The organism is Paenarthrobacter sp. R1, from assembly GCF_030264015.1.
Lineage (GTDB): Bacteria > Actinomycetota > Actinomycetes > Actinomycetales > Micrococcaceae > Arthrobacter > Arthrobacter ureafaciens.
The window spans coordinates 1,663,824-1,687,699 of sequence record NZ_CP127115.1; the positions used below are offsets into that span (position 1 = coordinate 1,663,824).

Genomic DNA, 23,876 nt, shown 5'->3' on the forward strand with positions numbered 1-23,876 from the left:
GAATGACCACCTCAACAGAGGACTTTGCCGTCCGCCAGACCATCTACGCAGAAGAACTCCCGGGCTGGGGTTCGTTGCGGATTGTCCCGCTCATTCCTTCGGAAGACATCGAATTGGTCCACCAGTGGGTCTCGCAGCCAAGGGCAAGGTTCTGGGGCATGACCGAAAAATCACGCGAGGAAGTCCAGGGAATCTACGAGTTCCTGGACTCCCTGGACACGCACCATGCCTTCCTGGTGATCCTGGACGGGGAGCCGCTGGCTTTGTTCCAGACGTACGAGCCGCTGCACGATCCCGTGGGTGAGGCCTACCCTGCGCGCGAGGAGGACATCGGCATGCACCTGCTGCTCGCTCCCGCGACGCGGCCGATTCCGCACTTCACCCCGCGGCTTGCGACGTCCCTCATCAAGTACATGTTCTCGGTGCCCGGAAAGGACCGGATCATAGTGGAGCCCGATGCCAGGAACGCCAAGGCGCTTCGACGGCTGGAGGCGACCTGCTTCGAGCTGGGTCCGATCATCCAGCTCGAAGAAAAGGAAGCCCAGTTCGGCTTCCTCACGCGGGCCGGCTTCGAACAAATCCAAGCGGAGCAATCCACTCGCTGAACCCCTAGCGCCAGACGAAGCTCCACGTGCCTGCGCCCAAGGCGGCCAACACAGCCGCGGCGGCAATCAGCACCCCTCCCAGCAAGACCCAAACGTCCAGCATTGAATAGGTGGACTCCCGGGCCCACGTGCGCTGCGCTCCTCCGAAGCCCCGGGCCTCCATGGTCACAGCCAGCCGCGACGCCCGCCGGACAGCTTGGACCAGCAGCCCGAAGCTCTGACCAAGGGTCGCTTTGAGCCGCTGCACCGGGTTTCCCTGCGATCCCACGCCGCGGGCGCGCCGGGCCATGCCAATGGTTTGCCATTCCTCCGCCATCAGCCCCACAAGCCGCATCGCAGCCAACGATCCCAACACGAACCGGTGCGGGAGGCGGGCCTTCTGAGCCAGCGCGTCGGCAAGGTCGGTGGGGTCCGTGCAGGTCATCAGGAGGATCGCCGGGAGGGCGATCGCCAAGCCGCGGAGCATGAAACCCAGCCCCAACTCAAGGGAACCTTCGCTGATGGACCACAGTCCGACGTCGAGCAGTACGGCCCCGCTGTCCGCAGCGACAATCGCCGTGCTCCACCCGCCAATTGCGGCTGCGACGATGAGCGGCCACGCCCGCACCCACAAGAGCCGCAAGGTCAGCCCGGCCAGCGGGAACAGTGCGAGTTCGGCGGCAAGGGCGATCGATGCCGATACCCAGTCGATGGACAAGGCCAGGACCATCGAAATCAGGAAGACGGCGACGAACTTCGCCAGGGGGTTGGCCTTGGTCAGCACCGCGTTGTTTCCGGTGAGGCTTAGCGCATCCCTCATGCGGCACCCGCTTCCTGCCTGGCAGCTTCTGTGGCCGGGTCCAGCCGCAACTCCATGCCGCCCAGCACTGCGCTGAATTCCTCGTCGTGGGTGACGGACACAACGGCCGTGCCCTGGTCCAGCAACTCGGACAGGAACGACGCGAGTTCCGCCCAGGTGTTGGCATCCTGCCCGAAGGTAGGCTCATCAAGCACCAGGACCTGTGGGTGGGCGGCCAGGACGGTCGCGACGGAAAGCCGCCGCTTCTCGCCGCCGGACAGCGTGTAGGGATTCGCGTCCACCAAGTGCGTCAAACGGAGCCTCTCCAGGAGTTCGTCCACCCGCTCCTCACCCCTGCCGAGGTGCCGGGGCCCAAACATCAACTCATCCATCACTTTGCCCGTGACGAACTGATGCTCAGGCTCCTGGAACACCGTCCCGATCCGGGAAATCAGTTGATCCGCCTTCCATTTGAAGGGATCGATTCCGGCGCCCTCGGAAAGCTCGACGGCGGCAGAGACCTTTCCTGCCACCGGCGCCAGAAGGCCGGCCATCGTGAGCGCAAAGGTGGACTTCCCTGCGCCGTTGGGGCCAGTGATGGTCAACGCCCGTCCTGCCCGAACCTGGGCAGACACACCGGCCTGGACCGGGATGGGCGGGATGCTCTTGAAACCCCTCCGCCGCGGCTTTTCGCGGGAAACGGCCACGTGTTCTGCTGCGAGGAGCAACTCCGCCGGCCCCTCAGCGGTGGTCCTGGTGCGGGTACGGGGCACATATCCCGGGACCCAGACTCCGGCTGTGATGAGCATGCTCCGGGCTTCGGCGAGCACCTGATCGGGAGGGCCGTCCAACAGCACTCCGCCACCGGCCGCGCCCGGTTGGAGGACCACTATGCGGTCAACCAGGTCCTTCCATACGGACACCCGGTGTTCCACCACAACCAGCGTGGCACCGGTCTTTTCAAGGCAGCGGCGAACTGCGTCCCGGACTTCCAGCACGCCTGCCGGGTCCAGGTTCGCCGTTGGTTCATCGAGCAGGACCAGCCCCGGCCGCATCGCCAGAATCCCGGCCAGCGCCAGGCGCTGCTTCTGTCCGCCGGAAAGAGCCGCCGTCGGATGGTCCATCGCGAGGCCGTCGCCGGCAGCGGTACGCAACCCGACGTCGTCGAGCGCTTCATGGACCCGGGCCCAAATGTCGTCCCGGGGCACGGCAAGGTTCTCAGCTCCAAAAGCGACGTCGTCGCCCACGCGCGACAGGACTACTTGCGTTTCCGGGTCCTGCTGCATGAGCCCGGCCCGGCCCCGCTGTTCGCGAGGTGCCGCACCGTCGATGAGGAGGGAACCGGTCTCGTCCGCGTCGTCTTCCTCATCACCCAACACCCCGGCCAGGGCGTGCAGGAACGTCGATTTTCCGCCGCCGGACGGCCCCAGCAGCAGAACCCGTTCCCCGGGTTCGATCTGCAGGTCCAGCCCCTGGATGGCTGGTACCGTCCGGCCGGAATGCCGCCAGCCCCAGCCGTTGGCGGAGATGGCGGCGGGCCGTACCTGTGCCGGTCCCATCAGTTGAAGACTGGCTCTGACGCGGCTTTCCGGGAAGCGAAGGAGCTCAAGACGCCCGTGGACGCGAGCCCGCGGGTGGCCACCCAGGACAGTGCCCCGGCGATGATTGCACCCGAAACGGTGGTGAAGGCGATGTAGGCCAGCTTGTCGACGGCTTCGTAGGCGATGTTCCAGCCCCACGGCATGAAGGAATCGTTAAGGCCGCAGAACAGTCCTGCCCCGGCACCCGCGAGGAGGGCCACCGGGAGGTTGAACTTCTTGTAGCGGAAAGCAGCGAAGATCAGTTCCGCTCCGAGGCCCTGCAGGATGCCGGAGATCAGGACCGTGGTGCCGTACTGGGACCCCATGATGAGCTCACCCGTTGCTGCGACCGCTTCGCAGAACAGCGCTGCTCCCGGTTTGCGGATGATGAGCATGCCCAGTACGGCCGGGATCATCCACCCACCGGCGATCAGGCCGGTGAGGGGCGGATAAGCAGCATTCATGGGAACGGATACGAGTGCGGCGCCCTGGGACCAGGCCCAGAAGATCACTCCGCCTGCGATGGCAATCAGCGCCGCCACCACAATGTCTACAACGCGCCAGCTGTTGCCGGCCTTCTTCACGCTTGACGTGGTCATTCTTAGCCTCCTGAGGTTACAGGAGGGGAAAGTGCTCCCCGGTATTCCCGGTGGCCTGCTGCCATCCGGTTCCGGACACTCTGAGAAGCTCGACTCCCTTGCGCCGGTACTAACCGGATCAGGTTCGAGGGTCTGCGGCTGTCCGCACTCTCAGCGCCCTCGCGTCTCCTGCATGCCTGCAGGTTCGACGGCGGCGCTCCCCTGTCGTTATCAATCTGCCCTTGTGGGCGTGCCCAGTTTACACCGGAAGGGGTGCGCCGGGTTATGGGCCCGGTCATAAACCTTTTTGCTGTTTCACGGGCGCACAGCCGCGACCGGCTGTGCCGCACACCTGAGAGAATGGGGCCAGCAGATTCAGCACACCGGATTCACAGCAGCAAGAGGGGCGCCCATCCCATGACAGAACAGCCAGCCAAGGACACCCCCGTGGCCGAACCCCGCCTTGCCGCCAGCGTGATCCTGCTTCGGGATGCGTCGGCGGGACTGGAAGCCTTTGTCCAGCACAGGGTCTCTTCCATGGACTTTGCCGCCGGCATGGTGGTGTTCCCCGGCGGTCGCGTCGATGCCTCGGACGCGGAGGGCTGGGACTACTCCTCCGAACTGCTGGAAAGGCATGCGGCCGACTGGGCGATGAGCTCGATCGCGGCCTCCGACCCGCATGCGCAAGCAGGCACGGTGCTGGCGGCTGCCATCCGTGAAGTGTTCGAGGAAGCAGGGCTGACCCTCGACGCCTCCCAGCTCCGCCCCTGGGCCAACTGGGTGACGCCCACGGACATGCCCAAGCGCTTCGACACCTACTTCTACGTGGCCAGGCCCGCCCCCGGAGCCGAGCCGCAGCACCAAACCACGGAGGCCTGGCAGTCACTCTGGATGCCGGTGGAAGGCATCCTGGCGGCCGAGGCAGAGGGCAAGCTTCAGCTCATGCCCCCAACGTACTTCCTGCTCAAGGAGATCTCGGAGTTCCACAGTGTGGAGGCCGTGTGGCAGGCCGAGCATCAGGTGCGGCCCGTCGTGTCACCTCCGGGCTCCATGGCTGCGTTCCTGAAGGAATGCGGGAACAAGCAGTAAAACGCGGCCCCCACCGCCGTGACGCTAGGCTGAGGTCATGAACTTCTTCTTCAAGCTTCTGGGTGCCGGTGTGAGCCTCGGCGCGGGTTTCCTTGGCACCAAATTGGTGAACAAGGGTTGGGAAAAGGCCACAGGCCACAAGCCGCCCACAGGCCACGACGACGTCGAGACGAGCCTCCGCTCAGCCCTGACCTTCGCGTTGGTATCGGCTTTCGTCAGCACGCTCATCCAGGTGCTCACCAGCCGCGGAACCCAGCGTGCCATTGCCCGGTTCGCGAAGTCCCAGGACATCATCTAGGAGCTTCCGGTTTCCTGGCACGCGTTCCTGAAACGCAGGAACGCGTGTCAGTTCTCCTTCTGGCTTTCGGCTGCCCGCTGGACCACTGCTTCCAGTTCATCCTTGGTCAGCAGTTCCCGGTGTCCGTGCTTGGTGCGGTACGCGGAGCGGCCCACCATGTGCGCGGAGACTGGAGCGGTGAGCAGTTGGAAGATCCAGGCCACCAGCAGGACCGGCCACACCCACCACGTCCTCATCTGCAGGCCTATGGCAGCCAGCATCAGGAACAAACCCAGGACCTGGGGCTTGGTGGCGGCGTGCATGCGGCTCATCAGGTCGGGAAAACGCAGCAAGCCAATAGCAGCACCCAGGGACATCAGCGCGCCCACCACCAGAAAGACGGCGGTCACGCCATCAATGACTGCGTCCATGCCCGTTGCATCAGGACTCATTGCTTTGACCCCTTCTGTCGGCCACGAAGCGGGCAACCGTTACGGATCCGATGAATCCAATAACGGCCAGGGCAACCAGCAGCATGAGGTTGTTCAAGTGGCGGTTCACGGCCATGTCGATAGCCAGCGCCGCGCCCAGGATGGCCAGCAGTACGTCCGATGCCAGCACGCGGTCCAGGAGCGACGGGCCGATGGCGATCCGGATGATGGCCCCGGCAGCAGCCAGGCTCAGGATTGCCGCCGTTAGCACCAGTACAAGTTCTTTCACAGCGCTGCCCCTTTCACACCTGGGTGCTGCTCGGCCTGCAGCGCGTCCAGTTCTTCACGTGTTCCCATGATCCGGATCAGCCCGGCTTCGATGTCCTGGACCTCCCGGCGGATCTTCTGGATGTCCTCTTCGGTTTTCATGTTCAGGGCGTGCAGGTACAGGGTGGACGTGGAGCGGTCCACTTCCACCACCAGCGAGCCCGGAATCAGCGAAATGACGTGGCCGGTGGCCGTCACCATGAGGTCGGAATGGCTCCGCAACGGAACAGCGACGATGGCACTGCGCACGCTGGGCCCTTTGACCACGGCCAAGTAGAGGACCAGGAAGCTCGCTGCCGCCACTTTGCCGAGGAACATGAGGGCGAAGCGGAATGCCCGGAGCACGTTGAACCGCCCGCTGAGTTCCACGGGCGGAAGGTAGAACAGCTTGGCCACAATGATCGCGATCAACGCGCCGAACAGCAGATTGCCCGGGCTGAAGTCCCGCCAGAGGGCACCCCACACGATGACCAGCCAGACCAGCAGCGGCAATTCGGTCCGGAAGGATATGGGTTTACGGCTCATTTGGCATCACCCGGCTGCGCCTGCGCGGGCACGGGAGCGGTGTCACCCAGCACGGAGTGGATGTACGCACCCCGGTCCAGCATGATTTCCGCAGAGCCGCCGGCGAGGTTGAAGAGCGGTCCGGCGAAGACTGTCAGTGCCACTCCGAAGACCACCAGCGCTGCGGTGGAACCCACCATGCTTCGCGGGAGGACTCCGACGCTGCCGGGAGACTGAAGGACGGGGTCCGGGAAGTCAGCGTCCTCGGGCTTGCGCCAGAAGGCCCTGTTCCAGACGCGGGCAATCGCCAGCAGCGTCAAGAGGCTTGTGACAACCCCGCCCACTACAAGCGTTATGGCCAGCGGTGTTCCCAGATCCACACCGGCCTGCAGAAGGCCGAGTTTGCCCAGGAACCCTGAGAAGGGCGGAATGCCTGCAAGGTTCATGGCCGGTAAAAAGAACAGCACGGCCAGCAGCGGGGAGAGTTTGGCCAGTCCGCCCAACCTGTCGATCGACGACGATCCGCCGCGACGTTCAATGAGGCCCGTTACCAGGAACAGGCTTGTCTGCACCGTGATGTGGTGGGCCACGTAGAAGACTGCCGCTCCCAGCCCCGTCACGGACGACACCGCCAAGCCGAACACCATGTAACCGATGTGGCTGACCAAGGTGAAGGAGAGCAGACGTTTGATGTCGCTCTGTGCCAGGGCACCGAGGATGCCCACCACCATCGTCAGCAGGGCCACCACCATAAGCGGGGTGTTGAGCGTGTCCCCCGGGAAGAGGAGCGTCTCCGTCCGGACCATGGCGTACACGCCCACTTTGGTCAGCAAGCCTGCGAAGACTGCCGTGACCGGTGCCGGGGCCGTCGGGTAGGAGTCCGGCAGCCAGAAGGACAGCGGGAAGACGGCTGCTTTGATCCCGAAGGCTACCAGGAGCATCACGTGCAGGAGGTTCTGGGTCCCCTGATCCAGCTCGGCCAGTTTGATGGCCAGGTCCGCCATGGTGATGGTGCCGGTGGCGCCGTAAATCATGGCGATGGCGATCAGGAACAGGACCGAGGAGACAACCGAGACCACCACGTAGGTGACGCCGGCGCGGATGCGTGGTCCGGTACCTCCCAGGGTCATCAGTACGTAGCTCGCGGTCAGGAGGATCTCGAAGCCCACGTAGAGGTTGAAGAGATCACCGGTGAGGAAGGCATTGGACACGCCGGCCACGAGGATCAAGTAGGTGGGGTGGAAGATCGAGACGGGAGCTTCCTGATCGCCGTCGGCCATGCCCTGGCCGGTTGCGTAAATCAAAACCGCGAGGCTCACCACCGTGGAGACCACCAGCATGAGTGAGGAGAACTGGTCCACCACCAGGACCACGCCCCACGGAGGCAGCCAACCGCCCAGCGTGACGGACGTCGTGCCGCCGTTCCACACGGAGAAGAGGAGGAAGGATTCCAGAATCAGTGTGAGGCTCAGGATCCCGATGCTGACGGCACGCTGCGCCGCAGTGTGCCGGATCAAGACGAACGCCAGTGCAGCGCCCAGGATGGGGAGAAGGACAGCAAGCGGTGACAGGTTAGCGAGATTCACGCGCTGCCTCCTTCCCGGCTCTTTGCCGTTTTGGGGGTTTCGGTTTCTTCCGGATCCAGGCGTTCCTCGGGGGTGGACGGCGTAATGGCGAACTCCGAGGTTTCCAAGGGAACGATTGCATCGTCTTCAGCGTCGTAGCTGGGTGTTTTGGCCACGCGGCGGTCTTCAACGTCATCCTGGATTTCGTCTTGCCGTGCCAGGGCCCAGGTGCGGTAGATGATGCCGAGCATGAAAGCCGTGACGGCGAAGGAGATGACGATCGACGTCAGGATCAAAGCCTGCGGCAGGGGGTCGTTGTAGGCCCCCGGATCTGTCTCTTTGCTGTACAAGGGAGCCAGGCCCGCGTAGCCGCCGGTCGCGAGGATGAGGATGTTGGTGGCATTTGCCAGCAGCATCAGGCCCAGCAGGACGCGCGTGAGGCTGCGTTCCAGGATGAGGTAGATCCCGCAGGCGTAGAGAACGCCCATGACGATCAGCAAGGTCAGGTTGATGCTCATGCGTTGCCCTTCCCTGCAGAGGCGGTCTCGGCGGCGTCTTCCTCGGCGATGGGGGCTCCCTTTCCTTCAAAGTGCTCGTCGATCTCGGCACCAAGGCTGCGGAGCACGTCCAGGGCCAGGCCCACCACCACGACGTACACGCCGATATCGAAGATGGTGGAGGTGACGAACTTGACGTCCCCGAACACCGGGAGCCAGAACTCGATGATGGCGCTCTGGAACACCTGGCCGCCAAGGAACAGCGGTACGACGCCGGACGCAGCCGCCGTGGCCAAGCCAGTTCCCAGGAGTGTTCCGGCGCTGACTGTCGCTGCCTCACTGAGTTCGAACCGGCCGCCGGCCAGATAACGAATGGTGAGGGCCAGGCCTGCTGTCAGGCCTCCCGCAAAACCGCCGCCCGGCAGGTTGTGCCCGGCCAAAAGCAGGTAGATCGAGAAGACAATCATGGAGTGGAAGATCAACCTGGTGACAACTTCGAAGATGATGGACCTGCGCTCGGGGGCCAGGGTACGGCCTGCCACAAGCCAGGCATCGCGTGTCACGTCGCTGAACTTCCGGGCGACGGCCAGCGTGGCACTGTCGCGGGAATCGCGCTCCACCCGCCGGCCCACACTGCCTTCGGGTACTGCCGCTGACGTGCGGATCCGGTCGCCCCGGCTGCGCACGAAGATCAAGCTGGCCACACCGGTGGCTGCAACGGCCAGCACCGAGATCTCACCGAACGTGTCCCATGCCCGGATGTCCACGAGGGTCACGTTGACGACGTTCAGTCCCCCGCCGCCTTCGTAGGCAAGCTTCGGGAACTCCAGGGAGACCGGCGTGGCTACCCGCGCACCCATCGCGAACATGGCAACGAAGATCATGGTGGCGCCGAAGGCTGCACCGATAATGACGCGGATAACCCGCAGCCTGCCGCCGGTGCGGTCCCTCAGCTCTGCAGGAAGGCTTCGCATGGCCAGCACGAAAGCAACCAGGACGATTGTTTCCACGAGCATCTGGGTCAAGGCGAGGTCAGGAGCGCCTTGGAGGGCGAAGACCAGGGCGATCCCGTAACCGGTGACGGACACCATGAGTACGGCGAGGAAACGTTTGTTGGCCCGGACGGCCGCAAGCGCACCCACCACAATGCCGATTCCCACAATCAGCTGGAGCGGCGAATTGGGATCGATGAAGTACACGTTGCCGGGCAACGGCTTGTTGGAAACGAGCAGTGCTGTCAGGGGAACCGCGAAAGCGACACTGAGGATGACCGTCAGGTAGAAGTACAGGGAACCACGCTGCGTGCGGCCGGTGATCCAGACCGCGACGTCGTCCAACGCGCCGATGGTGTGCTGGTAGGCGCGGTCGCCATCCACCCAGTCAGGGACAAATGCCTGTGCCCGGGACACGAAGTTGCGGCCGTAGAACATCGCCGCGCCCACCGCGAAGGTCAGTGCTGTCAGTCCCAAAGCGGGAGTGACGCCATGCCACAAAGCCAGGTGTCCGGCGTCGACGGCGTTTTCCTTGCCTGCGAAGAGCGCGGCGTAGGGCTGGATCCAAGCGTCCACGGGCACCGGCCAGACGCCGTAGGCGATTGACAGCGCGGCAAGGATGGCAGGGGCCGCGAGGAAAGCAGGCTTGATGGCTTTGAACGGGGTGCGTTCAATGCCGGGCTTCGTGGCGAATGCCCCCCACATGAACCGCGCGCTGTAAGCGAATGTGAGGATGGAGCCGATCACCAGCCCCACCAGGATCCAGATGCCCCAGGCCGGCGCATCGGGCTCGGTGGCGTAGTGCACGAACGTCTCGAACACCGACTCCTTGGCCACGAACCCGGCCAACGGCGGCACGCCGGCCATCGATGCCGCGGCGATGGCCGCCACCACCCCCAAAGCCCGGGAGGAGCGGAAAACACCGGATAGCTTGCGGATGTCTCGCGTGCCCGACTGGTGGTCGATGATGCCCACCACCAGGAACAACGTTGCCTTGAACAAACCATGGGCCAGCAACAGTGCGAGGCCCGCCAGAGCCGCGTCCGGGCGGCCGAGGCCAACCACCATGGTCAGGAAGCCGAGCTGGCTGACGGTGCCGTAGGCAAGGATGAGCTTGATGTCGGTCTGGCGCAGCGCCCGGTAGCCACCAATGAGCATGGTTGCCAGGCCCAGTCCGAGGACCACAGGCAGCCAGAACGCGGACTCGGCGAAACCGGGGGCGAGCCTGGCAACGATGTAGATGCCGGCCTTCACCATCGCCGCTGCGTGCAGGTATGCGCTCACGGGCGTGGGCGCCGCCATGGCGCCGGGCAGCCAGAAGTGGAACGGGACGAGGGCCGATTTGGTGATGGCACCAACCAGGACAAGCACGACGGCGGCGGTCACGGCATCCTGCATGGGGCCGCCCACGAGCTCCCCGGCTTGCTCGAGGATCGCCGAGATCCGGTAGGTTCCGGCTGCCTGGCCGAGGATGATGAGGCCCACGAGCATCGCCAGCCCGCCTGCGGTGGTGACCATCAATGCCTGCAGGGCCGAGCGGCGGGCTGCCAGCCTGGTCCGCGCGTAGCCGATCAGGAGGTAGGAGAGGATGGTGGTCAGTTCCCAGAAGATGAACAGCATCAGCAGGTCATCGGACGTCACCAAACCGAACATCGCGCCTGCAAAAGCCAGCAGTTGGGCACCGAATCCGCCAAGACTGTGGTCTGAATTCTTGAAGTACCGCGCGCAATAAACCAGCACCAGCGTGCCCACGCCAAGGATCAACAGCGACATCACCCAGGACAGGGCGTCCATCCTGAACGCGAATTCCAGTTTCAGGTCCGGAATCCAGGGGACAATCTCTTCTATGCCGCCGGCGGAATATACAGCGTCATGCTGAAGGACCAGCCAAATGAACGCGCCGGCAGGTATGGCGGCCAAGGCATAAAAGGCGTTCCTACCGAGTTTGCTGAATATCAAGGGCGCCACAGTTGCCGCTACAAAGGTGATGGCGAGAACTGTGATCAAAGGTGTCTCCGCAAAGTCAGGAATGAATTATCAAAAGTTGGAGCAGGCGGTACATACGTTGGGTTCAGTCTGTCTAGTTTATCAAGGCGAACCGACAGTTTTTCCCCTGCTCCGGATAGCATTCAGGCTATGAACGCGGCTGCAGTTCCCGAAACTTCCCCACCGTCGTCCGAGCTTGCCTCGGGTCCTGCCTCTTCCAAGAAAGGCCAAATACTGGCGTGGGCTGCATGGGACTGGGGTTCGGCTGCGTTCAACGCCGTGATGACCACTTTCGTGTTCACCGTGTACCTCACATCGAATGCTTTCGGCGGGGAAGATACTGCATCTGCTGCCCTTGGCACCGCCCTGGCCGTCGCCGGCCTCGCCATTGCCCTCCTTGCCCCGGTCACCGGCCAACGCTCGGATGCCGGAGGGCGCCGGAAGCTCTGGCTGGGCGTCAACACTGCAGCGACGGCAGTTCTGACCGCGTTGTGTTTCTTCGTGTTCCCGGAACCGGGTTTCCTTCTGCTGGGCGTCAGCCTGATCGCGCTGGGGAATGTCTTCTTCGAATTCGCAGGGGTCAACTACAACGCGATGCTCGCCCAGATCTCCACGCCCAGGAACATCGGCAAGGTCAGTGGCTTCGGGTGGGGCATGGGGTACCTCGGCGGGATTGTCGCCCTCCTGCTGGTCCTGCAACTGTTTGTCCAGCCGTCTTTCGAGTGGTTCGGTTCGTCCACGGAAGACTCCCTTAATATCCGCCTGGTGGCCGTCTTCTCGGCGTTGTGGTTCTTTGTCTTTGCCCTGCCGGTCCTCTTGACGGTGCCCGAAGTGCGGATTCGCAAGGACACTGCCTCGCTGGGCTTCTTCGCTTCATATCGCTTGCTGCTGCGGCGTATCGCAGCCATTTACCGCACCAGCCCGCACACGATCTTCTTCCTTCTCTCCAGCGCGATCTTCCGGGACGGGCTGGCCGCCGTCTTCACCTTTGGCGGGGTGATTGCCGCAGGCACGTTCGGCTTTGAACTGAAGGACGTCATCTTCTTCGCAATCTTCGGCAACGTGGTCGCAGCCGCCGGCGCCATCGTGGGCGGCTTCCTGGATGACAGGATCGGGCCCAAGGCCGTCATCGTCCTGTCGTTGATCGGGTTGCTCATCGCCGGAACGGTCATCCTGGTCCTCGGCAACGGGGACTATGATTTCTTCGGATACCAATGGGCCGGCTCCACCACCTTCTGGGTTTTCGGACTCCTCCTCTGCCTGTTCGTAGGACCGGCGCAATCGTCATCCCGGGCTTACCTTGCCAGGCTGGCTCCGGAGGGCGAATCGGGCGAACTTTTTGGTCTTTACGCCACTACGGGTCGGGCTGTCAGCTTCCTCGCTCCCAGTCTTTTCACCTTGTGCATCACAATCGCCGCTCCGTTTGTTGAAGAAGGTGGGGCCCAACGTTGGGGCATCCTCGGGATCATGGTGGTCCTGCTGGCAGGCCTGCTGGTGATCCTGCCGGTGAAGCCGCCGAGCAAGACCGCGATTGCCGTGGTCCCCAGCAAATAAAGGCCCGGCGGGAACCGGGCACGAATGCCGCTCCCAAGCGGACTATCGAAGATTTTCTACAGAGTTAAGGTTGAGAGATGAACGTGGAAGAGACCGAACTCCCGGGCCTCGGTGTCCGCAAGGACTTCGTCACAGCGTCGGGTCGTCGCATCGGCGTGGTTGAGCACCGTGAGGGTGAGACCGAACTTTTCGTTTCCACATGGGACGATCCTGACACTTGCCAGGCTTCCATCCCGCTGACGGCCGATGAAGCTGCAACCTTGGGCAACCTCCTTGGCGGACAGCACATTGCCATGCGGCTTGCGGAAGATCACAAGGAACTCCCGGGCATCATCACCCGGCAGTTCTCCATCAAGTCCAGTTCCCCCTTCGCCAACCAGCCCATGGGGAAGGCACAGATCAGGACGCGGAGCGGGGTTTCCATCGTCGCCCTCATGCGCGAAGGCGAGGTGATCCCGTCACCGTCACCCGAAGACGTCCTTCATCCCGGTGATTTGCTCGTAGCGGTCGGCACGCAGGAAGGCCTTGACCTGGCCGCCGCCATCTTCCGTAACGGCTGACCCGCATGGATCCTTTAGCAGTGACCCTGGTGGAACTGGGCGCCGTAGTCTTCTGCCTGGGCCTGCTTGCCAGGTTGGCCGGCAGGATCGGCATGTCCCCGATTCCGCTGTACTTGGTTGGCGGACTGGCCTTTGGGGCAGGCGGACTGGTGGATTTGGATGGCCTGCATGAGTTCGCGCACCTGTCCGGCGAGATCGGGGTGATCCTGCTCCTGCTGATGCTCGGGCTGGAATACACCGCTTCCGAACTGGTCACCGGACTCAAGCGCTCATGGCAAGCCGGAATTATGGACCTTGTCCTCAACTTCATCCCCGGCGCGGGCATCGCCATGCTCCTTGGTTGGGGACTGGTGGGGGCAATCGTGATGGGCGGCGTCACCTACATTTCGTCCTCGGGCATCGCCGCGAAGGTCATTACGGACCTTGGCCGGATCGGTAACCGTGAAACACCCGTGGTGTTGTCGATCCTTGTTTTCGAGGACCTCGCCATGGCCGTCTACCTCCCGATCCTCACCGCCATCCTTGCCGGCGTCGGCTTCCTCGGCGGGCTGCAGACCGTGGGCATAGCACTGGCTGTTGTCACGGTGGTCCTGGTGGTGGCGCTGCGGCACGGACATCGGGTGTCGAAGGCGATCCACAGCGAGAACTCCGAGGTGTTCCTGCTCAACGTCCTCGGCCTGGCGCTCCTGGTTGCGGGTTTGGCCTCAGCGCTGCAGGTCTCGGCCGCAGTGGGTGCCTTCATGCTGGGCATCGCCATCTCCGGCGCAACCGCCCACAACGCCACCCGCATCCTGGAACCCCTGCGGGACCTTTTCGCGGCCATTTTCTTCGTAGCGTTCGGGCTCAACACCGATCCGGCATCTATTCCGCCGGTCCTCGGCTGGGCGCTTGTCCTGGCGATCCTCACAGCCGCAACCAAGGTGGTTACCGGCGTCTGGGCAGCCAAGCGCGCGGGTATCGCAGTTCCCGGTCGTTTCAGGGCAGGGGCGGCCTTGATTGCCCGCGGCGAATTCTCGATCGTCATTGCCGGGCTTGCCCTTGCGTCCGGCGCCGTTCCAGGCGAGCTCGCGGCTCTCGCAACGGCTTACGTGCTCATTATGGCCATCCTGGGCCCACTCGCGGCCCGGTTCGTGGAGCCCTTGGTCAAGATGATCCGCAAGAGCCCCAAGGCTCCTCCCCGGAGAACCGAGCCCACCCCCGTCTAAGCCCTCCCTCACCGAGGGGTGAGTTCTCGGCACTAAGCCCTCACCTAAACCCCGAGAACTAACCCCTCGGGGACCACCCTTTGCGGATCAGGGCATCCCGTACACGTCTTGCCGCGGCATCATAGCCACCGGACCGGATGTGCTGTGCCGTCACCGTTATGGATGTCCATCCGTTTTCGGCCAGGGCTTCGTCCCGGCGAATATCGGATTCTTTCTGCTCGGCAGTCAGGTGATGTCCGCCGTCGTAATGGGCAGCCACCCTGAACTCCCGAAAGGCGAGGTCGGGCCACGCTATTTCCCGCCCCTCCGGAGTGCACACCACATAACTGAGCACCGGTTCGGGGAGGAATGCACGGCCCAGGGCCAGGCGAAGCTTGGTCTCGGGCACGGAATCGGCACCTACCCTCGCGAGTTCCAAAGCAGCCCGGGCCTTGCGAATTCCCCGCTGACCGGCGTTTGCTTCGATCTGCGCAGCCAAGTCGGCGAGCGAACACAGGGCGGTGCGGTTGTGTCCAAAACTCCTGGTCTGGCTGCAGACAAAATGGTCGGCCGCCGCCACCAGGTCTTCCAACGGCAGGACGTTTGCCAGGTCCAACCACGTACGCGCCGGGGTGGTCAGCTGCACGCCGTCCAGCTCGCAAACATCCGCGTCGGGCAGGACCATCCGATGCCCGCGGACTCCACGCCGTTGCGGCCGGTGCGTTCCATCACGCCGGGACAGGTGCACCAGGAAGCTGCGCTGGGTGGTCAATGGCAACGGACACAGCCACAACTTGGCAGCAGTTTCACGAACACAAACGGTCCCCTCACAGACCGACGTCAGAACGCGTGCTGTGTGCCGGATGTCCTGGGTTTGGCCCCACGGAACCCGGATGCCCCGGCTGGGAACCAGCAAGTCACTGGCCCACGCTCGGTGCTCGGGAACGCCTGCATCCCTCTGCTGGGACAACGTGAACGAACGTCCTTGGATGTCGAAAGGCAGGGCCGCAGGTTTCCTCATGAACCATTTTTGGCACGACAAAGGCGCCTCAGATGGGCCCCGAACGGGTTACCCACAGTGTGGAGGAGCAGTCCCGGCCAGATCCCTCCACCGAGGGGTGAGTTCCCGGCACTAAGCCCCCACCTAAGCGCCGGGAGCTAACCCCTCGGCGGGCGGGAACAGCTAAATGGACGTCCTGTGGAAGTTCAGGTGGCTGCGGCTGGCGGTCGGGCCACGCTGGCCTTGGTAGCGGTTGCCGTACTCGCCGGACCCATAGGGGTGCTCCGCTGCCGACGTGAGCCGGAAGAAGCACAACTGGCCGATCTTCATCCCGGGCCAGAGCTTGATGGGCAGGGTTGCCACGTTGGACAGCTCCAGCGTGACGTGGCCGGAGAATCCCGGGTCAATGAACCCGGCGGTGGAGTGGGTCAAAAGACCAAGCCGGCCGAGGGAGGACTTTCCCTCCAGCCGCGCCGCGATGTCATCCGGAAGGCTCACGGTTTCATACGTGGAACCGAGGACGAATTCACCCGGGTGCAGGATGAACGGCTCGTCGCCCTCGACCTCCACCAGGCGGGTCAGCTCGGGCTGCTCCTCGGCGGGGTCGATGTGGGCGTATTTGTGGTTGTCGAACAGCCGGAAAAAGCGATCAATCCGCACGTCCACGGAAGACGGCTGAACCATCGCGGGATCGTACGGTTCAAGGACAATCCGTTGGGAGTCAATTTCGGCACGAATATCGCGGTCAGAGATCAGCACAGCATCAAAAATACAGTATTGATTGTTCCGGCTCCCGTGGGACGATAGTTCCCGGACAAGTTAAGCCGCGCCCGTGGTTTGGGGGCAACGAGCATTCGCGGGGTAATTGTGGGGAAATGGGCAGCGCCCGCGGCTATGGTCGTGGCCGGAACAGTGGCATTGGTCATAGTCGGATCCAGCCAGCTGCTTCCGGCGACGGAATCCACGCCGGGGGGCGGGACCACCCCCTCCAGCAGCGCACCTTCCGCTTTCCAGGCTCCCGAACCAAGTACGACGCCGGCACCCTCACCTGCGGTGGACACGCCCGCGGTTGGCGGGGATTCCACGTCCACCCCGGCGACGGACCCGGGATCGATTCCGGCACCTGCAGGGCCAACCCGGCCAGTCGCCGTCGAGCCGACCATTGAGAGTCCGCCGCCGGTGCCGACGATCGGACCGTCATGGGGTCCGGACGCCCCGGGCACGGTTGGCACGCCATCAGAGAGCGCAGGGGCGGGTGCCTCTGGACCGGCACCGAGCGAACCGTCCGCGTCCGCAGTCCCGACGCCGACTGCACCCGCCGCTGGACCCGGACCTTCCGCGCCGCCGTCGGCAGCGCCCACCGCAACGGTGACCCCGTCACCCAAGCCCACCGCCACGGTGGCCCCAACAGCAGCGCCCACTGCAACGGCCAGCCCGTCGGCAACAGCCATTCCGTCACCCAAGCCCACCGCCACCCCGACCCCCACCAAGGCAACGGGACCCAGCGCAACTCCAACGCCGACGCCGACGCCGACCGGCACAGCCACAACTCAGACAAGCGCTCCAACACCGTTCCCCGGCAAGACCCCCAGCGGCGACGCCAACGCTGACAACGGCGCCCTCGCTCTGCTTCCCGACAGTAATTCGGCCGCGATCCTCACTGTTTTCAACTCCATCAACAGCTACCGGGCTTCCCTCGGCCTGGCCCCGGTGAAGTACCACGCAACCGTGGCAGGCCTCGCGCAGGAGTGGTCCAACAACATTGCCAGCCGGGAAGTGATCCAGCACAGGGCCAACTTCTGGACGGATCCCCGCGCCTTGAACCCAAACAACGGTGCCGGCGAGGTGATCGCCGTCCGTTGGGACCGCGACGCCGCACAGTTGGTGGAGTGGTGGAAGGGTTCTCCCGGCCACGATGCCGTATTGAGGGATCCCCGGTTCAACGTGATCGGCATCGGCATCACGTACACCGACGGTAACTGGCAGACCACGCCCAACCGCTTCACCATGTGGGGCGTGGTCAACTTCTTCGGCTACACCACGTTGCCGTCGGGGACGGTGACCAAACCGGGCGGAACAGGCACGCCTCCGGGAACGGTCACCCCTCCGGCTGATCCGGTGGCCGCCTGCGAACCCGGCGATAAATACCAGCCGCCCACGGTGGACCTGAAGTCAGCCGCCATCCGCAGCGGAGCGGACCTCGTGTCTGTCGCAGCCGACGGTTCGGTGTACTCGTACCCCTCCCTGGGCAACGCCAAGTACGGTGCGGCCCGGAAGATCGCCCAGGGTTTCACCGGGCTCAAGGAACTCTTCGTTTCGGACTGGGACCGTGACGGGGTGTTCGACCTCATCGCCCAGCGGACGGATGGACAGCTCCTGGTGTACCCCGGCAGGGCTTCGGGCGGGTTCGGCTCGCCCGGCGTCCTGGGCCATGGGTGGCAATCGCTGACCCTCGCGGTGGGTCAGTGGTGCGCGACCAACCGCCTGCCCCAGATCGTGGCCATGGACGGTTCGGGCGGGTTGTGGCTCTACAAGAACTCCGGCATGACGTACATCCGAAGCCAGGCCGCCATCGCCACAGGCAATCCTGCGGTGCGGCTCAGCATGGTGGACTACAACGCCGATGGTTTCCAGGACCTGCTCACGGTGGAGGCCAGCGGTTACCTTCGCCTGTACCGCGGCAGCGGGCTGGCCACTCCGCGCCAGGAAGCACGGCCGATTGTCGGTGCGGCCTGGACCGACTACACCGGCTTGCGTTCCCTTCAGGGAGTGGACGGGCCCGGCAGCACGGGCGTCGCGGGCTTGGGCACGAACGGCGTTCTGGAGTACTGGGACCTCACCTCGGGACGACTCACAACGCCAGTGTCCGTGGGCGGCGGCTGGACCGGCTTCAAACTGGCGCAGTAGCAAGCCTGCGCAGTAGCAGACCGGCGCAGCCAGCCGGGGCCGGGCCGGCAACGAACGTCAGGCGGCAGGGCGCGATTCGATCACTGCCTTAAGCTGTTCCAGCTGTGCAACCTCGGCCTCCATGGTTTTTTGGACCATGCCAACCATCAGCTTTTGCAGGCCTTTGGGGTGGTATTCGAGGGCAAACCGTAGGCGCGTTGCAGCCCCCTCGGTGCTGAGGTAGTAGCCGCCCGTGGGGCGTGCGGGTCCGGCGATGACTTCGAAACGGACTTCCGCTCCGGGCCGCGCGTCAGTGATCCGGAAGTCTGCGGCGATCGACCGGCCGCCGGGGCCTGTCAGCGTCTGCTGGTACACGGCACCTTTTTGGCCGCGCTCCCCTGATTGCAGCGAAATGCTGCGCACGCCGGAACGCCAGAGGGAATTGTTAAGGCCATCCATGAGGAACCCGTAAACGGTCATGGCGTCCCTGTTGATCACCACTTCATAGGCTGCGAGTGCCACGGAAACTTCTTTCGGCGTACGGTCGAATGGTCGTAGCCCGGTTCCCCATACACTGCAGCTAACACCTTCAGAATAATCAGCCGGACCTGCCTCCAACACGCACTCGGGCGAGCCTTGATCGAATGGTTACCTGACATGGCACCCCGGGGCGCGGTAGAGTGCGTGCCGCTGGCAAAAATAGATGTTGGGGGAAACATGCAGCTTCACGATCACCGCGCTCGGGCGGCAATAGTACGACGACGGCTGGTCGGGCTGGCTGCCGGCCTCGCCGTGGTGGCGGGCAGCGCAGCAGTCGCCGCACCGGCAGACGCAACGGCCGCCGCATCGGCAAGTGCAGCCCACATGACCCCGGCGCGGGTGGGTGCAATGCCCAACGCCGCACCGCCGTCGTCGGTTGCCAAGGCCGCCCTGCCCGCCACCGTGAACCCGCTGCCAAGCGTGGACCCCATCAGCGACCCCGCGAGTTTCTCCGTGCTGGTGAACAAGTCCCGTCCGCTGAACCCCGCAAGCTACGCGCCGGGTGACCTCATCAATGCGCGCGGCTCAGGGCAGTACCTAAGGGCCGAAGCAGCGGCGTGGCTGAACGGCCTGTTCCAAGGGGCAGCGGACGCGGGCACGGGCGGGCTGTCGATCGTGAGCGGCTACCGGTCCTACGCCCAACAGCAGCAGGTCTATGCCTACTACGTCAGCATCTACGGCCAGGCATATGCGGACACCATTTCCGCGAGGCCGGGCTACAGCGAGCACCAGACCGGCCTGGCGGTGGACGTCGGCAACCAGAACGGTTCCTGCGGCCTGAGCACGTGTTTCGGGGACACCGTGGCCGGACGGTGGGTGGCTGCCAACGCGCACAAGTACGGTTTCATAGTGCGCTACCCCAACGGCTACACCGGAACCACGGGCTACAGCTACGAACCGTGGCATTTGCGGTACGTGGGAGTGGCACTGGCGACGGACATGAACCGCCGCGGCTACGCCACCATGGAGCAGTACTTTGCGGGCAACCCGGCCGCTGCCGCCAGCATCAAGTCCGGAGCGGACCTGGTGGCTGCCGATTCTTCCGGCCGCTTGCTGCGTTACCCGGCGACGGCGGTGGGCAGCTACGCGGCGCCGGTTCAGATCGGCTCGGGCTGGACGGGGCTGAAACAAGGCTTCGTGGTGGACTGGGACATTGACGGTGTGTACGACATCCTGGCCCAGTGGAACAACGGTGTCCTGGGCGTCTACCGGGGACTTCCCGGAGGTGGCTTCGCCGGGCAGGTTGTGGTGGGCAACGGCGGTTGGGACCGCATGACCATCACCGTGGGCAAGTGGTCGCACGCCCATCCCCGGCCTTCCGTGGTTGGATACTTCCCCGACGGCGTCCTGCGCTATTACCCCAACACGTTCGGTGGAGCACTCAGCGGCCCGCAGGTCATCGGCACGGGGTGGAACGGCCTCGAACTCACCATGGCCGACTGGGAGGGCGATGGCGCCAACGACATCATTGCCCGCAGGTCATCGGGAGCACTCATCAACTATCGCGGTGATGGCTGGGCCGGTTTTTACGGGCCGGCGATGACGGTCGGCACCGGGTGGCAATACATGCGGGTTCTGACGCCGAGCTTTGGTCTGACAGGCGCGGGAACGCGGGGCATCACGGCCCAGACCATGGAAGGCAACCTGTACAACTACGGACTGGGCCGCGGGCAGTGGACGACGTATGCACAGGTCGGCTCCGGGTGGAACAGCCTGAAGCTCTTCAAGTAGCTCGCGCTTCTGTCCGGAACAGCTCGTGAACTGCGCTAAGCTGGGATTCGCTCCGGTCACCAACCGGGACGAATGCGGGCGTAGCTCAATGGTAGAGCGCTAGCTTCCCAAGCTCGATACGCGGGTTCGATTCCCGTCGCCCGCTCAGACGAAGACCCCTTGCCTGTGGTTCCACGGGCAAGGGGTCTTTTCTTGTGCCGCCCCGAGCCTAAAATCGTAGGTACATCACCTACCCGGGAGGTCCCCCATGACTCTCACCGACGATGCTGGGGCGGGTCCGCTCGCCGTCATCCACCGCCTGTTGGAAGCCACGAACAAACACGATCTGGAAAGCCTGGCGGAGTGCTTCGCTCCGGGCTACGTCAACGAAACCCCGGCCCACCCCACCCGCGGATTCACGGGCCGCGACACTATCCGCAGCAACTGGGAGCAGCTCTTCACCGGAGTTCCGGACATCAAGGTCCGCATGGTCTCGCACAGTGTTTCCGCAGACCAGGTGTGGACGGAACTGCACATGCAGGGTGCCTGGCGCGACGGAACACCCCACGAGCTGACGGGTGTAGTGATCTTCGGTGTGGAAGAGCATGCCATCAACAGCGCCCGCTTCTATATGGAGCCTGTGGAGCATCTCCCCCGCGTCGTCGACACCGCGGACAGGGTCAGTCACCGGGTCACGCATGGCCGGCCGGCAACCCGGGAAGCACCGGCTGAAGCGGCACGGTAATCCACCGACGCCGGCCAGGCCTCAGGCGGTCTGTGTCCTCTCCACGATCCGCACCACGCGGCGACGGTCGCGCAGGTCCACTTTCAGCTGCAGGGAGGACCGGCGGGCGAGGACGACGGCGACCACCGCGGCTGCCGTTGCCGGAACGCCGCCTGCTATCAGGATGCCCAGCTGCGGCCCGAGGTGTTCGGCGAGCCAGCCCATCACCGGACCGCCAATTGCCTGGCCGCCAATGAGCACCACCAGGTAGAGGCTCATGACGCGACCCCGGATGCCCATGTTCGAACTTGTCTGGACCATTTGGTTGGCGGCAGTCAGGAACATGAGGCACCAGAACCCTGCAAGGACCATGGCCACGCAGAACCACACCATGGAGGGCATAGCCGCCGACAGGACCAGCATCAGTCCGTAGAGGCCCGCGGATACCACCACCGAACGCAGCCGGAGCTGGCGACGGCGCGCTGACGCCACTGCCCCCGTCAGCGCACCGAGCGCAACCATGGCGTTCAGCAGGCCGTAGCCTCCGGCACCGGCGTCGTACACGTGGTCCGCGAACGCGGCCAGCAGCACGGGCAGGCTCATCGCGAAAACCGCCACGAACCCGGCCATCAACCACGGCCAGTAGATGGTCGGCTTGCTGAGCGCGTAGTTCAGTCCTTCGCGCAGCATGCCCTTCCGGCGGGGCGTGGGCTGGCTGATGTGGAGCTGATCCTTGCGCAGGATGAAGAGCATGGTCGCCGTGGAACAGCACGCCACGGCGTTCCCGGCGAAGGCCCAACCGGCTCCGACGGCGGTCAGGAGCCAGCCTGCCAGGGCCGGACCAATCAGCCCGCCCAATTGGAACGTTGTGGAGTTCACGCTGATGGCGTTGCGCAAGTACTTGGGACCGACCAGCTCGTTGACGAACACTTGGCGTGCGGGCTGGTCCAGCACGGTCACGAAGCCCAACAGGAGCGCGATCACGTAGACGTGCCACACCTCCACCACGCGCGTCAGGGAGAGGGCCGCCAGCGCTGCCGCCAGGATCGCGGCCGCGGACTGGCAGATGATCAGGATCTTCCGTTTAGCGAAGCGGTCGGCAATCATCCCGCCCCACGGTCCCAGGAACAGCGACGGCAGGAACTGCAGGGCCACGGTTATTCCGACGGCGGTGACGGAGCCGGAGAGTTGAAGCACCATCCAGTCCTGCGCGATGCGCTGCATCCACACAGCGATGACGGCAATGAAGTGGCCGATGGCGAAGATCCGGAAGTTGGGAACCTTCAGTGAAATGAATGTGTGCCGCCAGGGCAGTTTCTCGCTCACGACGGCGAGTGGCTGGGTGGCGGTGTCCGGCTTGTTTGTGCCCGGCTGGTTCGTGACCGGCATGGGACCAGCGGAGAGGGAATCGACGACGGGCTGGCTGACGTTTGCCGCAGAAGGCGGAGGGGGTGCCAAAGGAAGTCCTCGGATCAGGGGTTTTAGTGGAATGCCATTAACGCTAGGGTTGCCAACAGTAATTGTGGAAGCGTATTGCGGTGATAACTAAGATTGCGGATCGCAATGGGGCGTCCGCCACTCCGCCTTCCGCCAGGCCTCGAGGAGTTCCGTGTTTGAACCTGTCCAGCTCCGTTCTTTCCTCGCCGTGGCGGAAACGCTGAGCTTCACCAAGGCCGCAGAACGCTTGGGCCTGGCGCAACCCACCGTGAGCCAGCACGTCCGCAAGCTTGAGACCGCCGCGAAGCGCGTGCTGGTGGCCAGGGATACCCGCGAAGTCCGACTGACCGACAACGGTGACGCCATGGCCGGGTTTGCACGCAACATCCTGGCAGCACACGACTCCGCTGCCCGATATTTTTCAGGCTCGGCGATGAGGGGCCGCCTGCGCTTCGGAACCGCTGACGACCTGGCCATCACCGGCCTGCCCCGTATCCTCCGCGAGTTCAGGCAGCTTTACCCGCAGATCAACCTGGAACTCACGGTGAGCCAGAGCGACCAGCTGTACAAGCGCCTCAACGCCGGGCAACTGGATCTGGTGTTCGTCAAATGGGTGGCAGGCGCCAAGGACGGGACGGTGGTCCGGCATGACAACTTCGCCTGGGTGGGCCTTGAGCAGACTGTCCTGGAACCGGGTGCTCCGGTACCGCTGATCGCCTACCCCGCTCCGAGCCTGAGCCGGAAGCTTGCGATTGACGCGTTGGAGGCGGCAGGCCGGACCTGGCGTATCACGTGCAGCACCAAGCAGATCAGCGGCGTCCTCGCAGCGGTGCGGGCCGGCATCGGAGTAGCCGTCATGCCCGCTTCCCTGGTTCCGGAAGACCTGAAAGTCATCACCCAACGCTTCGGGCTGCCACCGGTGGGGGACGTCGACTTCACGTTGATCCGGAATCCCTTGGCCAACGCAGAAGTCATTGATGCACTGACCCAGGCGATCATGGGCAGAACGCTGAACAAGTCCACATAGCAGTCAGGCCTATCCCGGTAAGCGCATTCCCGGTAATCTTGGCCG

The 23,876-nt window shown here is 64.3% G+C and carries 24 protein-coding genes, 1 tRNA gene and 1 riboswitch; of the genes, 11 read left to right on the forward strand and 14 right to left on the reverse strand.

Annotation, left to right across the window (positions count from 1 at the left end; all coding sequences use genetic code 11):
• Positions 1-2 precede the first annotated feature (2 nt).
• Positions 3-605: a GNAT family N-acetyltransferase gene (locus tag QN084_RS08085; RefSeq protein ID WP_069696797.1), complete on the forward strand. Its 603-nt coding sequence runs from the start codon at positions 3-5 to the stop codon at positions 603-605.
• Between the two features lie 4 nt (positions 606-609).
• Here QN084_RS08085 and QN084_RS08090 read toward each other — a convergent pair whose 3' ends face one another.
• The 3 genes from QN084_RS08090 to QN084_RS08100 are packed head-to-tail and all read right to left on the reverse strand — an operon-like array spanning position 610 to position 3,562.
• A complete protein-coding gene (locus tag QN084_RS08090) occupies positions 610-1,404 on the reverse strand; it encodes an energy-coupling factor transporter transmembrane component T family protein (protein WP_069696798.1) in 795 nt (264 codons plus the stop codon).
• Entirely contained in the window at positions 1,401-2,942 is a 1,542-nt protein-coding gene (locus QN084_RS08095; RefSeq protein WP_285751507.1) for an ABC transporter ATP-binding protein, read from the reverse strand. Before QN084_RS08095 ends, QN084_RS08090 begins: the two co-directional genes overlap by 4 nt.
• A complete protein-coding gene (locus QN084_RS08100; RefSeq protein ID WP_069696800.1) occupies positions 2,942-3,562 on the reverse strand; it encodes an ECF transporter S component in 621 nt (206 codons plus the stop codon). The genes QN084_RS08095 and QN084_RS08100 overlap by 1 nt, the downstream gene beginning before the upstream one ends.
• Before the next feature lie 77 nt (positions 3,563-3,639).
• Positions 3,640-3,775: riboswitch (TPP riboswitch) on the reverse strand.
• 183 nt (positions 3,776-3,958) lie between these two features.
• Between QN084_RS08100 and QN084_RS08105 the strand changes: the two genes are divergently transcribed.
• Positions 3,959-4,630 (forward strand): NUDIX hydrolase, encoded by a 672-nt coding sequence (locus QN084_RS08105; protein WP_069696801.1) that lies wholly within the window; start codon positions 3,959-3,961, stop codon positions 4,628-4,630.
• A gap of 37 nt (positions 4,631-4,667) precedes the next feature.
• Positions 4,668-4,928, forward strand: a complete 261-nt coding sequence (locus QN084_RS08110) for a DUF4235 domain-containing protein (protein WP_021474059.1) — start codon at positions 4,668-4,670, stop codon at positions 4,926-4,928.
• Between the two features lie 47 nt (positions 4,929-4,975).
• Here the strand turns inward: QN084_RS08110 and mnhG are convergent, their stop codons facing one another.
• The 6 genes from mnhG to QN084_RS08140 are packed head-to-tail and all read right to left on the reverse strand — an operon-like array spanning position 4,976 to position 11,230.
• Positions 4,976-5,359: a monovalent cation/H(+) antiporter subunit G gene (mnhG, locus tag QN084_RS08115; RefSeq protein ID WP_021474058.1), complete on the reverse strand. Its 384-nt coding sequence runs from the start codon at positions 5,357-5,359 to the stop codon at positions 4,976-4,978.
• Positions 5,349-5,627, reverse strand: coding sequence for an MrpF/PhaF family protein (locus tag QN084_RS08120; RefSeq protein ID WP_021474057.1), 279 nt, complete (start codon positions 5,625-5,627; stop codon positions 5,349-5,351). The genes mnhG and QN084_RS08120 overlap by 11 nt, the downstream gene beginning before the upstream one ends.
• Positions 5,624-6,190 (reverse strand): Na+/H+ antiporter subunit E, encoded by a 567-nt coding sequence (locus QN084_RS08125; protein ID WP_021474056.1) that lies wholly within the window; start codon positions 6,188-6,190, stop codon positions 5,624-5,626. Before QN084_RS08125 ends, QN084_RS08120 begins: the two co-directional genes overlap by 4 nt.
• On the reverse strand, positions 6,187-7,755 hold the full coding sequence (locus QN084_RS08130; RefSeq protein ID WP_069696826.1) for a Na+/H+ antiporter subunit D: 1,569 nt from the start codon (positions 7,753-7,755) through the stop codon (positions 6,187-6,189). Before QN084_RS08130 ends, QN084_RS08125 begins: the two co-directional genes overlap by 4 nt.
• Positions 7,752-8,252 (reverse strand): Na(+)/H(+) antiporter subunit C, encoded by a 501-nt coding sequence (locus tag QN084_RS08135; protein WP_021474054.1) that lies wholly within the window; start codon positions 8,250-8,252, stop codon positions 7,752-7,754. The genes QN084_RS08130 and QN084_RS08135 overlap by 4 nt, the downstream gene beginning before the upstream one ends.
• Positions 8,249-11,230 carry a Na+/H+ antiporter subunit A gene (locus tag QN084_RS08140; RefSeq protein ID WP_069696803.1) on the reverse strand — a complete coding sequence of 994 codons (2,982 nt, stop codon included), beginning with the start codon at positions 11,228-11,230 and terminating at the stop codon, positions 8,249-8,251. The genes QN084_RS08135 and QN084_RS08140 overlap by 4 nt, the downstream gene beginning before the upstream one ends.
• A gap of 129 nt (positions 11,231-11,359) precedes the next feature.
• Between QN084_RS08140 and QN084_RS08145 the strand changes: the two genes are divergently transcribed.
• The 3 genes from QN084_RS08145 (at position 11,360) to QN084_RS08155 (ending at position 14,528) form a co-directional block, all read left to right on the forward strand.
• The gene (locus QN084_RS08145) at positions 11,360-12,763 is read left to right on the forward strand and encodes an MFS transporter (RefSeq protein WP_069696804.1); all 1,404 of its coding nucleotides are present in this window, start codon (positions 11,360-11,362) and stop codon (positions 12,761-12,763) included.
• Between the two features lie 77 nt (positions 12,764-12,840).
• On the forward strand, positions 12,841-13,323 hold the full coding sequence (locus QN084_RS08150) for a cation:proton antiporter regulatory subunit (RefSeq protein WP_021474051.1): 483 nt from the start codon (positions 12,841-12,843) through the stop codon (positions 13,321-13,323).
• A gap of 5 nt (positions 13,324-13,328) precedes the next feature.
• Positions 13,329-14,528 (forward strand): cation:proton antiporter, encoded by a 1,200-nt coding sequence (locus QN084_RS08155; RefSeq protein WP_069696805.1) that lies wholly within the window; start codon positions 13,329-13,331, stop codon positions 14,526-14,528.
• A gap of 58 nt (positions 14,529-14,586) precedes the next feature.
• Here QN084_RS08155 and QN084_RS08160 read toward each other — a convergent pair whose 3' ends face one another.
• The 3 genes from QN084_RS08160 to QN084_RS08170 form a co-directional block, all read right to left on the reverse strand.
• The gene (locus QN084_RS08160; RefSeq protein WP_069696806.1) at positions 14,587-15,528 is read right to left on the reverse strand and encodes a putative endonuclease domain-containing protein; all 942 of its coding nucleotides are present in this window, start codon (positions 15,526-15,528) and stop codon (positions 14,587-14,589) included.
• A 162-nt stretch (positions 15,529-15,690) separates the two neighbouring features.
• On the reverse strand, positions 15,691-16,266 hold the full coding sequence (gene dcd, locus QN084_RS08165) for a dCTP deaminase (protein WP_021474048.1): 576 nt from the start codon (positions 16,264-16,266) through the stop codon (positions 15,691-15,693).
• A complete protein-coding gene (locus tag QN084_RS08170; protein ID WP_021474047.1) occupies positions 16,260-16,958 on the reverse strand; it encodes a hypothetical protein in 699 nt (232 codons plus the stop codon). The genes dcd and QN084_RS08170 overlap by 7 nt, the downstream gene beginning before the upstream one ends.
• Here QN084_RS08170 and QN084_RS08175 point away from each other — a divergent pair.
• Entirely contained in the window at positions 16,906-18,414 is a 1,509-nt protein-coding gene (locus QN084_RS08175) for a CAP domain-containing protein (protein ID WP_259362712.1), read from the forward strand. The two genes, QN084_RS08170 and QN084_RS08175, sit on opposite strands and share 53 nt — an antisense overlap.
• A gap of 57 nt (positions 18,415-18,471) precedes the next feature.
• On the opposite strand, the gene QN084_RS08180 is transcribed toward QN084_RS08175, so the two are convergent.
• Positions 18,472-18,915, reverse strand: coding sequence for an SRPBCC family protein (locus tag QN084_RS08180; RefSeq protein WP_069696809.1), 444 nt, complete (start codon positions 18,913-18,915; stop codon positions 18,472-18,474).
• 195 nt (positions 18,916-19,110) lie between these two features.
• On the opposite strand from QN084_RS08180, the gene QN084_RS08185 reads away from it, so the two are divergent.
• The 3 genes from QN084_RS08185 (at position 19,111) to QN084_RS08195 (ending at position 21,388) form a co-directional block, all read left to right on the forward strand.
• Positions 19,111-20,664: a M15 family metallopeptidase gene (locus QN084_RS08185; protein WP_069696810.1), complete on the forward strand. Its 1,554-nt coding sequence runs from the start codon at positions 19,111-19,113 to the stop codon at positions 20,662-20,664.
• A 74-nt stretch (positions 20,665-20,738) separates the two neighbouring features.
• A tRNA-Gly gene (locus QN084_RS08190) sits at positions 20,739-20,809 on the forward strand.
• A gap of 102 nt (positions 20,810-20,911) precedes the next feature.
• A complete protein-coding gene (locus tag QN084_RS08195; RefSeq protein ID WP_021474043.1) occupies positions 20,912-21,388 on the forward strand; it encodes a nuclear transport factor 2 family protein in 477 nt (158 codons plus the stop codon).
• 21 nt (positions 21,389-21,409) lie between these two features.
• Here the strand turns inward: QN084_RS08195 and QN084_RS08200 are convergent, their stop codons facing one another.
• Positions 21,410-22,825: an MFS transporter gene (locus QN084_RS08200; protein ID WP_069696811.1), complete on the reverse strand. Its 1,416-nt coding sequence runs from the start codon at positions 22,823-22,825 to the stop codon at positions 21,410-21,412.
• A gap of 151 nt (positions 22,826-22,976) precedes the next feature.
• Here QN084_RS08200 and QN084_RS08205 point away from each other — a divergent pair, with 151 nt between their 5' ends.
• Positions 22,977-23,831: a LysR substrate-binding domain-containing protein gene (locus QN084_RS08205; protein WP_021474041.1), complete on the forward strand. Its 855-nt coding sequence runs from the start codon at positions 22,977-22,979 to the stop codon at positions 23,829-23,831.
• Positions 23,832-23,876 lie beyond the last annotated feature (45 nt).

Bases quoted from the DNA above. Each gene is read 5' to 3' on its own strand.
- QN084_RS08085 (WP_069696797.1), top strand. From the start codon at position 3: ATGACCACCTCAACAGAGGACTTTGCCGTCCGCCAGACCATCTACGCA.
- QN084_RS08090 (WP_069696798.1), bottom strand. From the start codon at position 1,404: ATGAGGGATGCGCTAAGCCTCACCGGAAACAACGCGGTGCTGACCAAG.
- QN084_RS08095 (WP_285751507.1), bottom strand. From the start codon at position 2,942: ATGGGACCGGCACAGGTACGGCCCGCCGCCATCTCCGCCAACGGCTGG.
- QN084_RS08100 (WP_069696800.1), bottom strand. From the start codon at position 3,562: ATGACCACGTCAAGCGTGAAGAAGGCCGGCAACAGCTGGCGCGTTGTA.
- QN084_RS08105 (WP_069696801.1), top strand. From the start codon at position 3,959: ATGACAGAACAGCCAGCCAAGGACACCCCCGTGGCCGAACCCCGCCTT.
- QN084_RS08110 (WP_021474059.1), top strand. From the start codon at position 4,668: ATGAACTTCTTCTTCAAGCTTCTGGGTGCCGGTGTGAGCCTCGGCGCG.
- mnhG (WP_021474058.1), bottom strand. From the start codon at position 5,359: ATGAGTCCTGATGCAACGGGCATGGACGCAGTCATTGATGGCGTGACC.
- QN084_RS08125 (WP_021474056.1), bottom strand. From the start codon at position 6,190: ATGAGCCGTAAACCCATATCCTTCCGGACCGAATTGCCGCTGCTGGTC.
- QN084_RS08135 (WP_021474054.1), bottom strand. From the start codon at position 8,252: ATGAGCATCAACCTGACCTTGCTGATCGTCATGGGCGTTCTCTACGCC.
- QN084_RS08145 (WP_069696804.1), top strand. From the start codon at position 11,360: ATGAACGCGGCTGCAGTTCCCGAAACTTCCCCACCGTCGTCCGAGCTT.
- QN084_RS08150 (WP_021474051.1), top strand. From the start codon at position 12,841: ATGAACGTGGAAGAGACCGAACTCCCGGGCCTCGGTGTCCGCAAGGAC.
- QN084_RS08155 (WP_069696805.1), top strand. From the start codon at position 13,329: ATGGATCCTTTAGCAGTGACCCTGGTGGAACTGGGCGCCGTAGTCTTC.
- QN084_RS08160 (WP_069696806.1), bottom strand. From the start codon at position 15,528: ATGAGGAAACCTGCGGCCCTGCCTTTCGACATCCAAGGACGTTCGTTC.
- QN084_RS08170 (WP_021474047.1), bottom strand. From the start codon at position 16,958: ATGGCTGTTGCCGACGGGCTGGCCGTTGCAGTGGGCGCTGCTGTTGGG.
- QN084_RS08185 (WP_069696810.1), top strand. From the start codon at position 19,111: ATGCAGCTTCACGATCACCGCGCTCGGGCGGCAATAGTACGACGACGG.
- QN084_RS08195 (WP_021474043.1), top strand. From the start codon at position 20,912: ATGACTCTCACCGACGATGCTGGGGCGGGTCCGCTCGCCGTCATCCAC.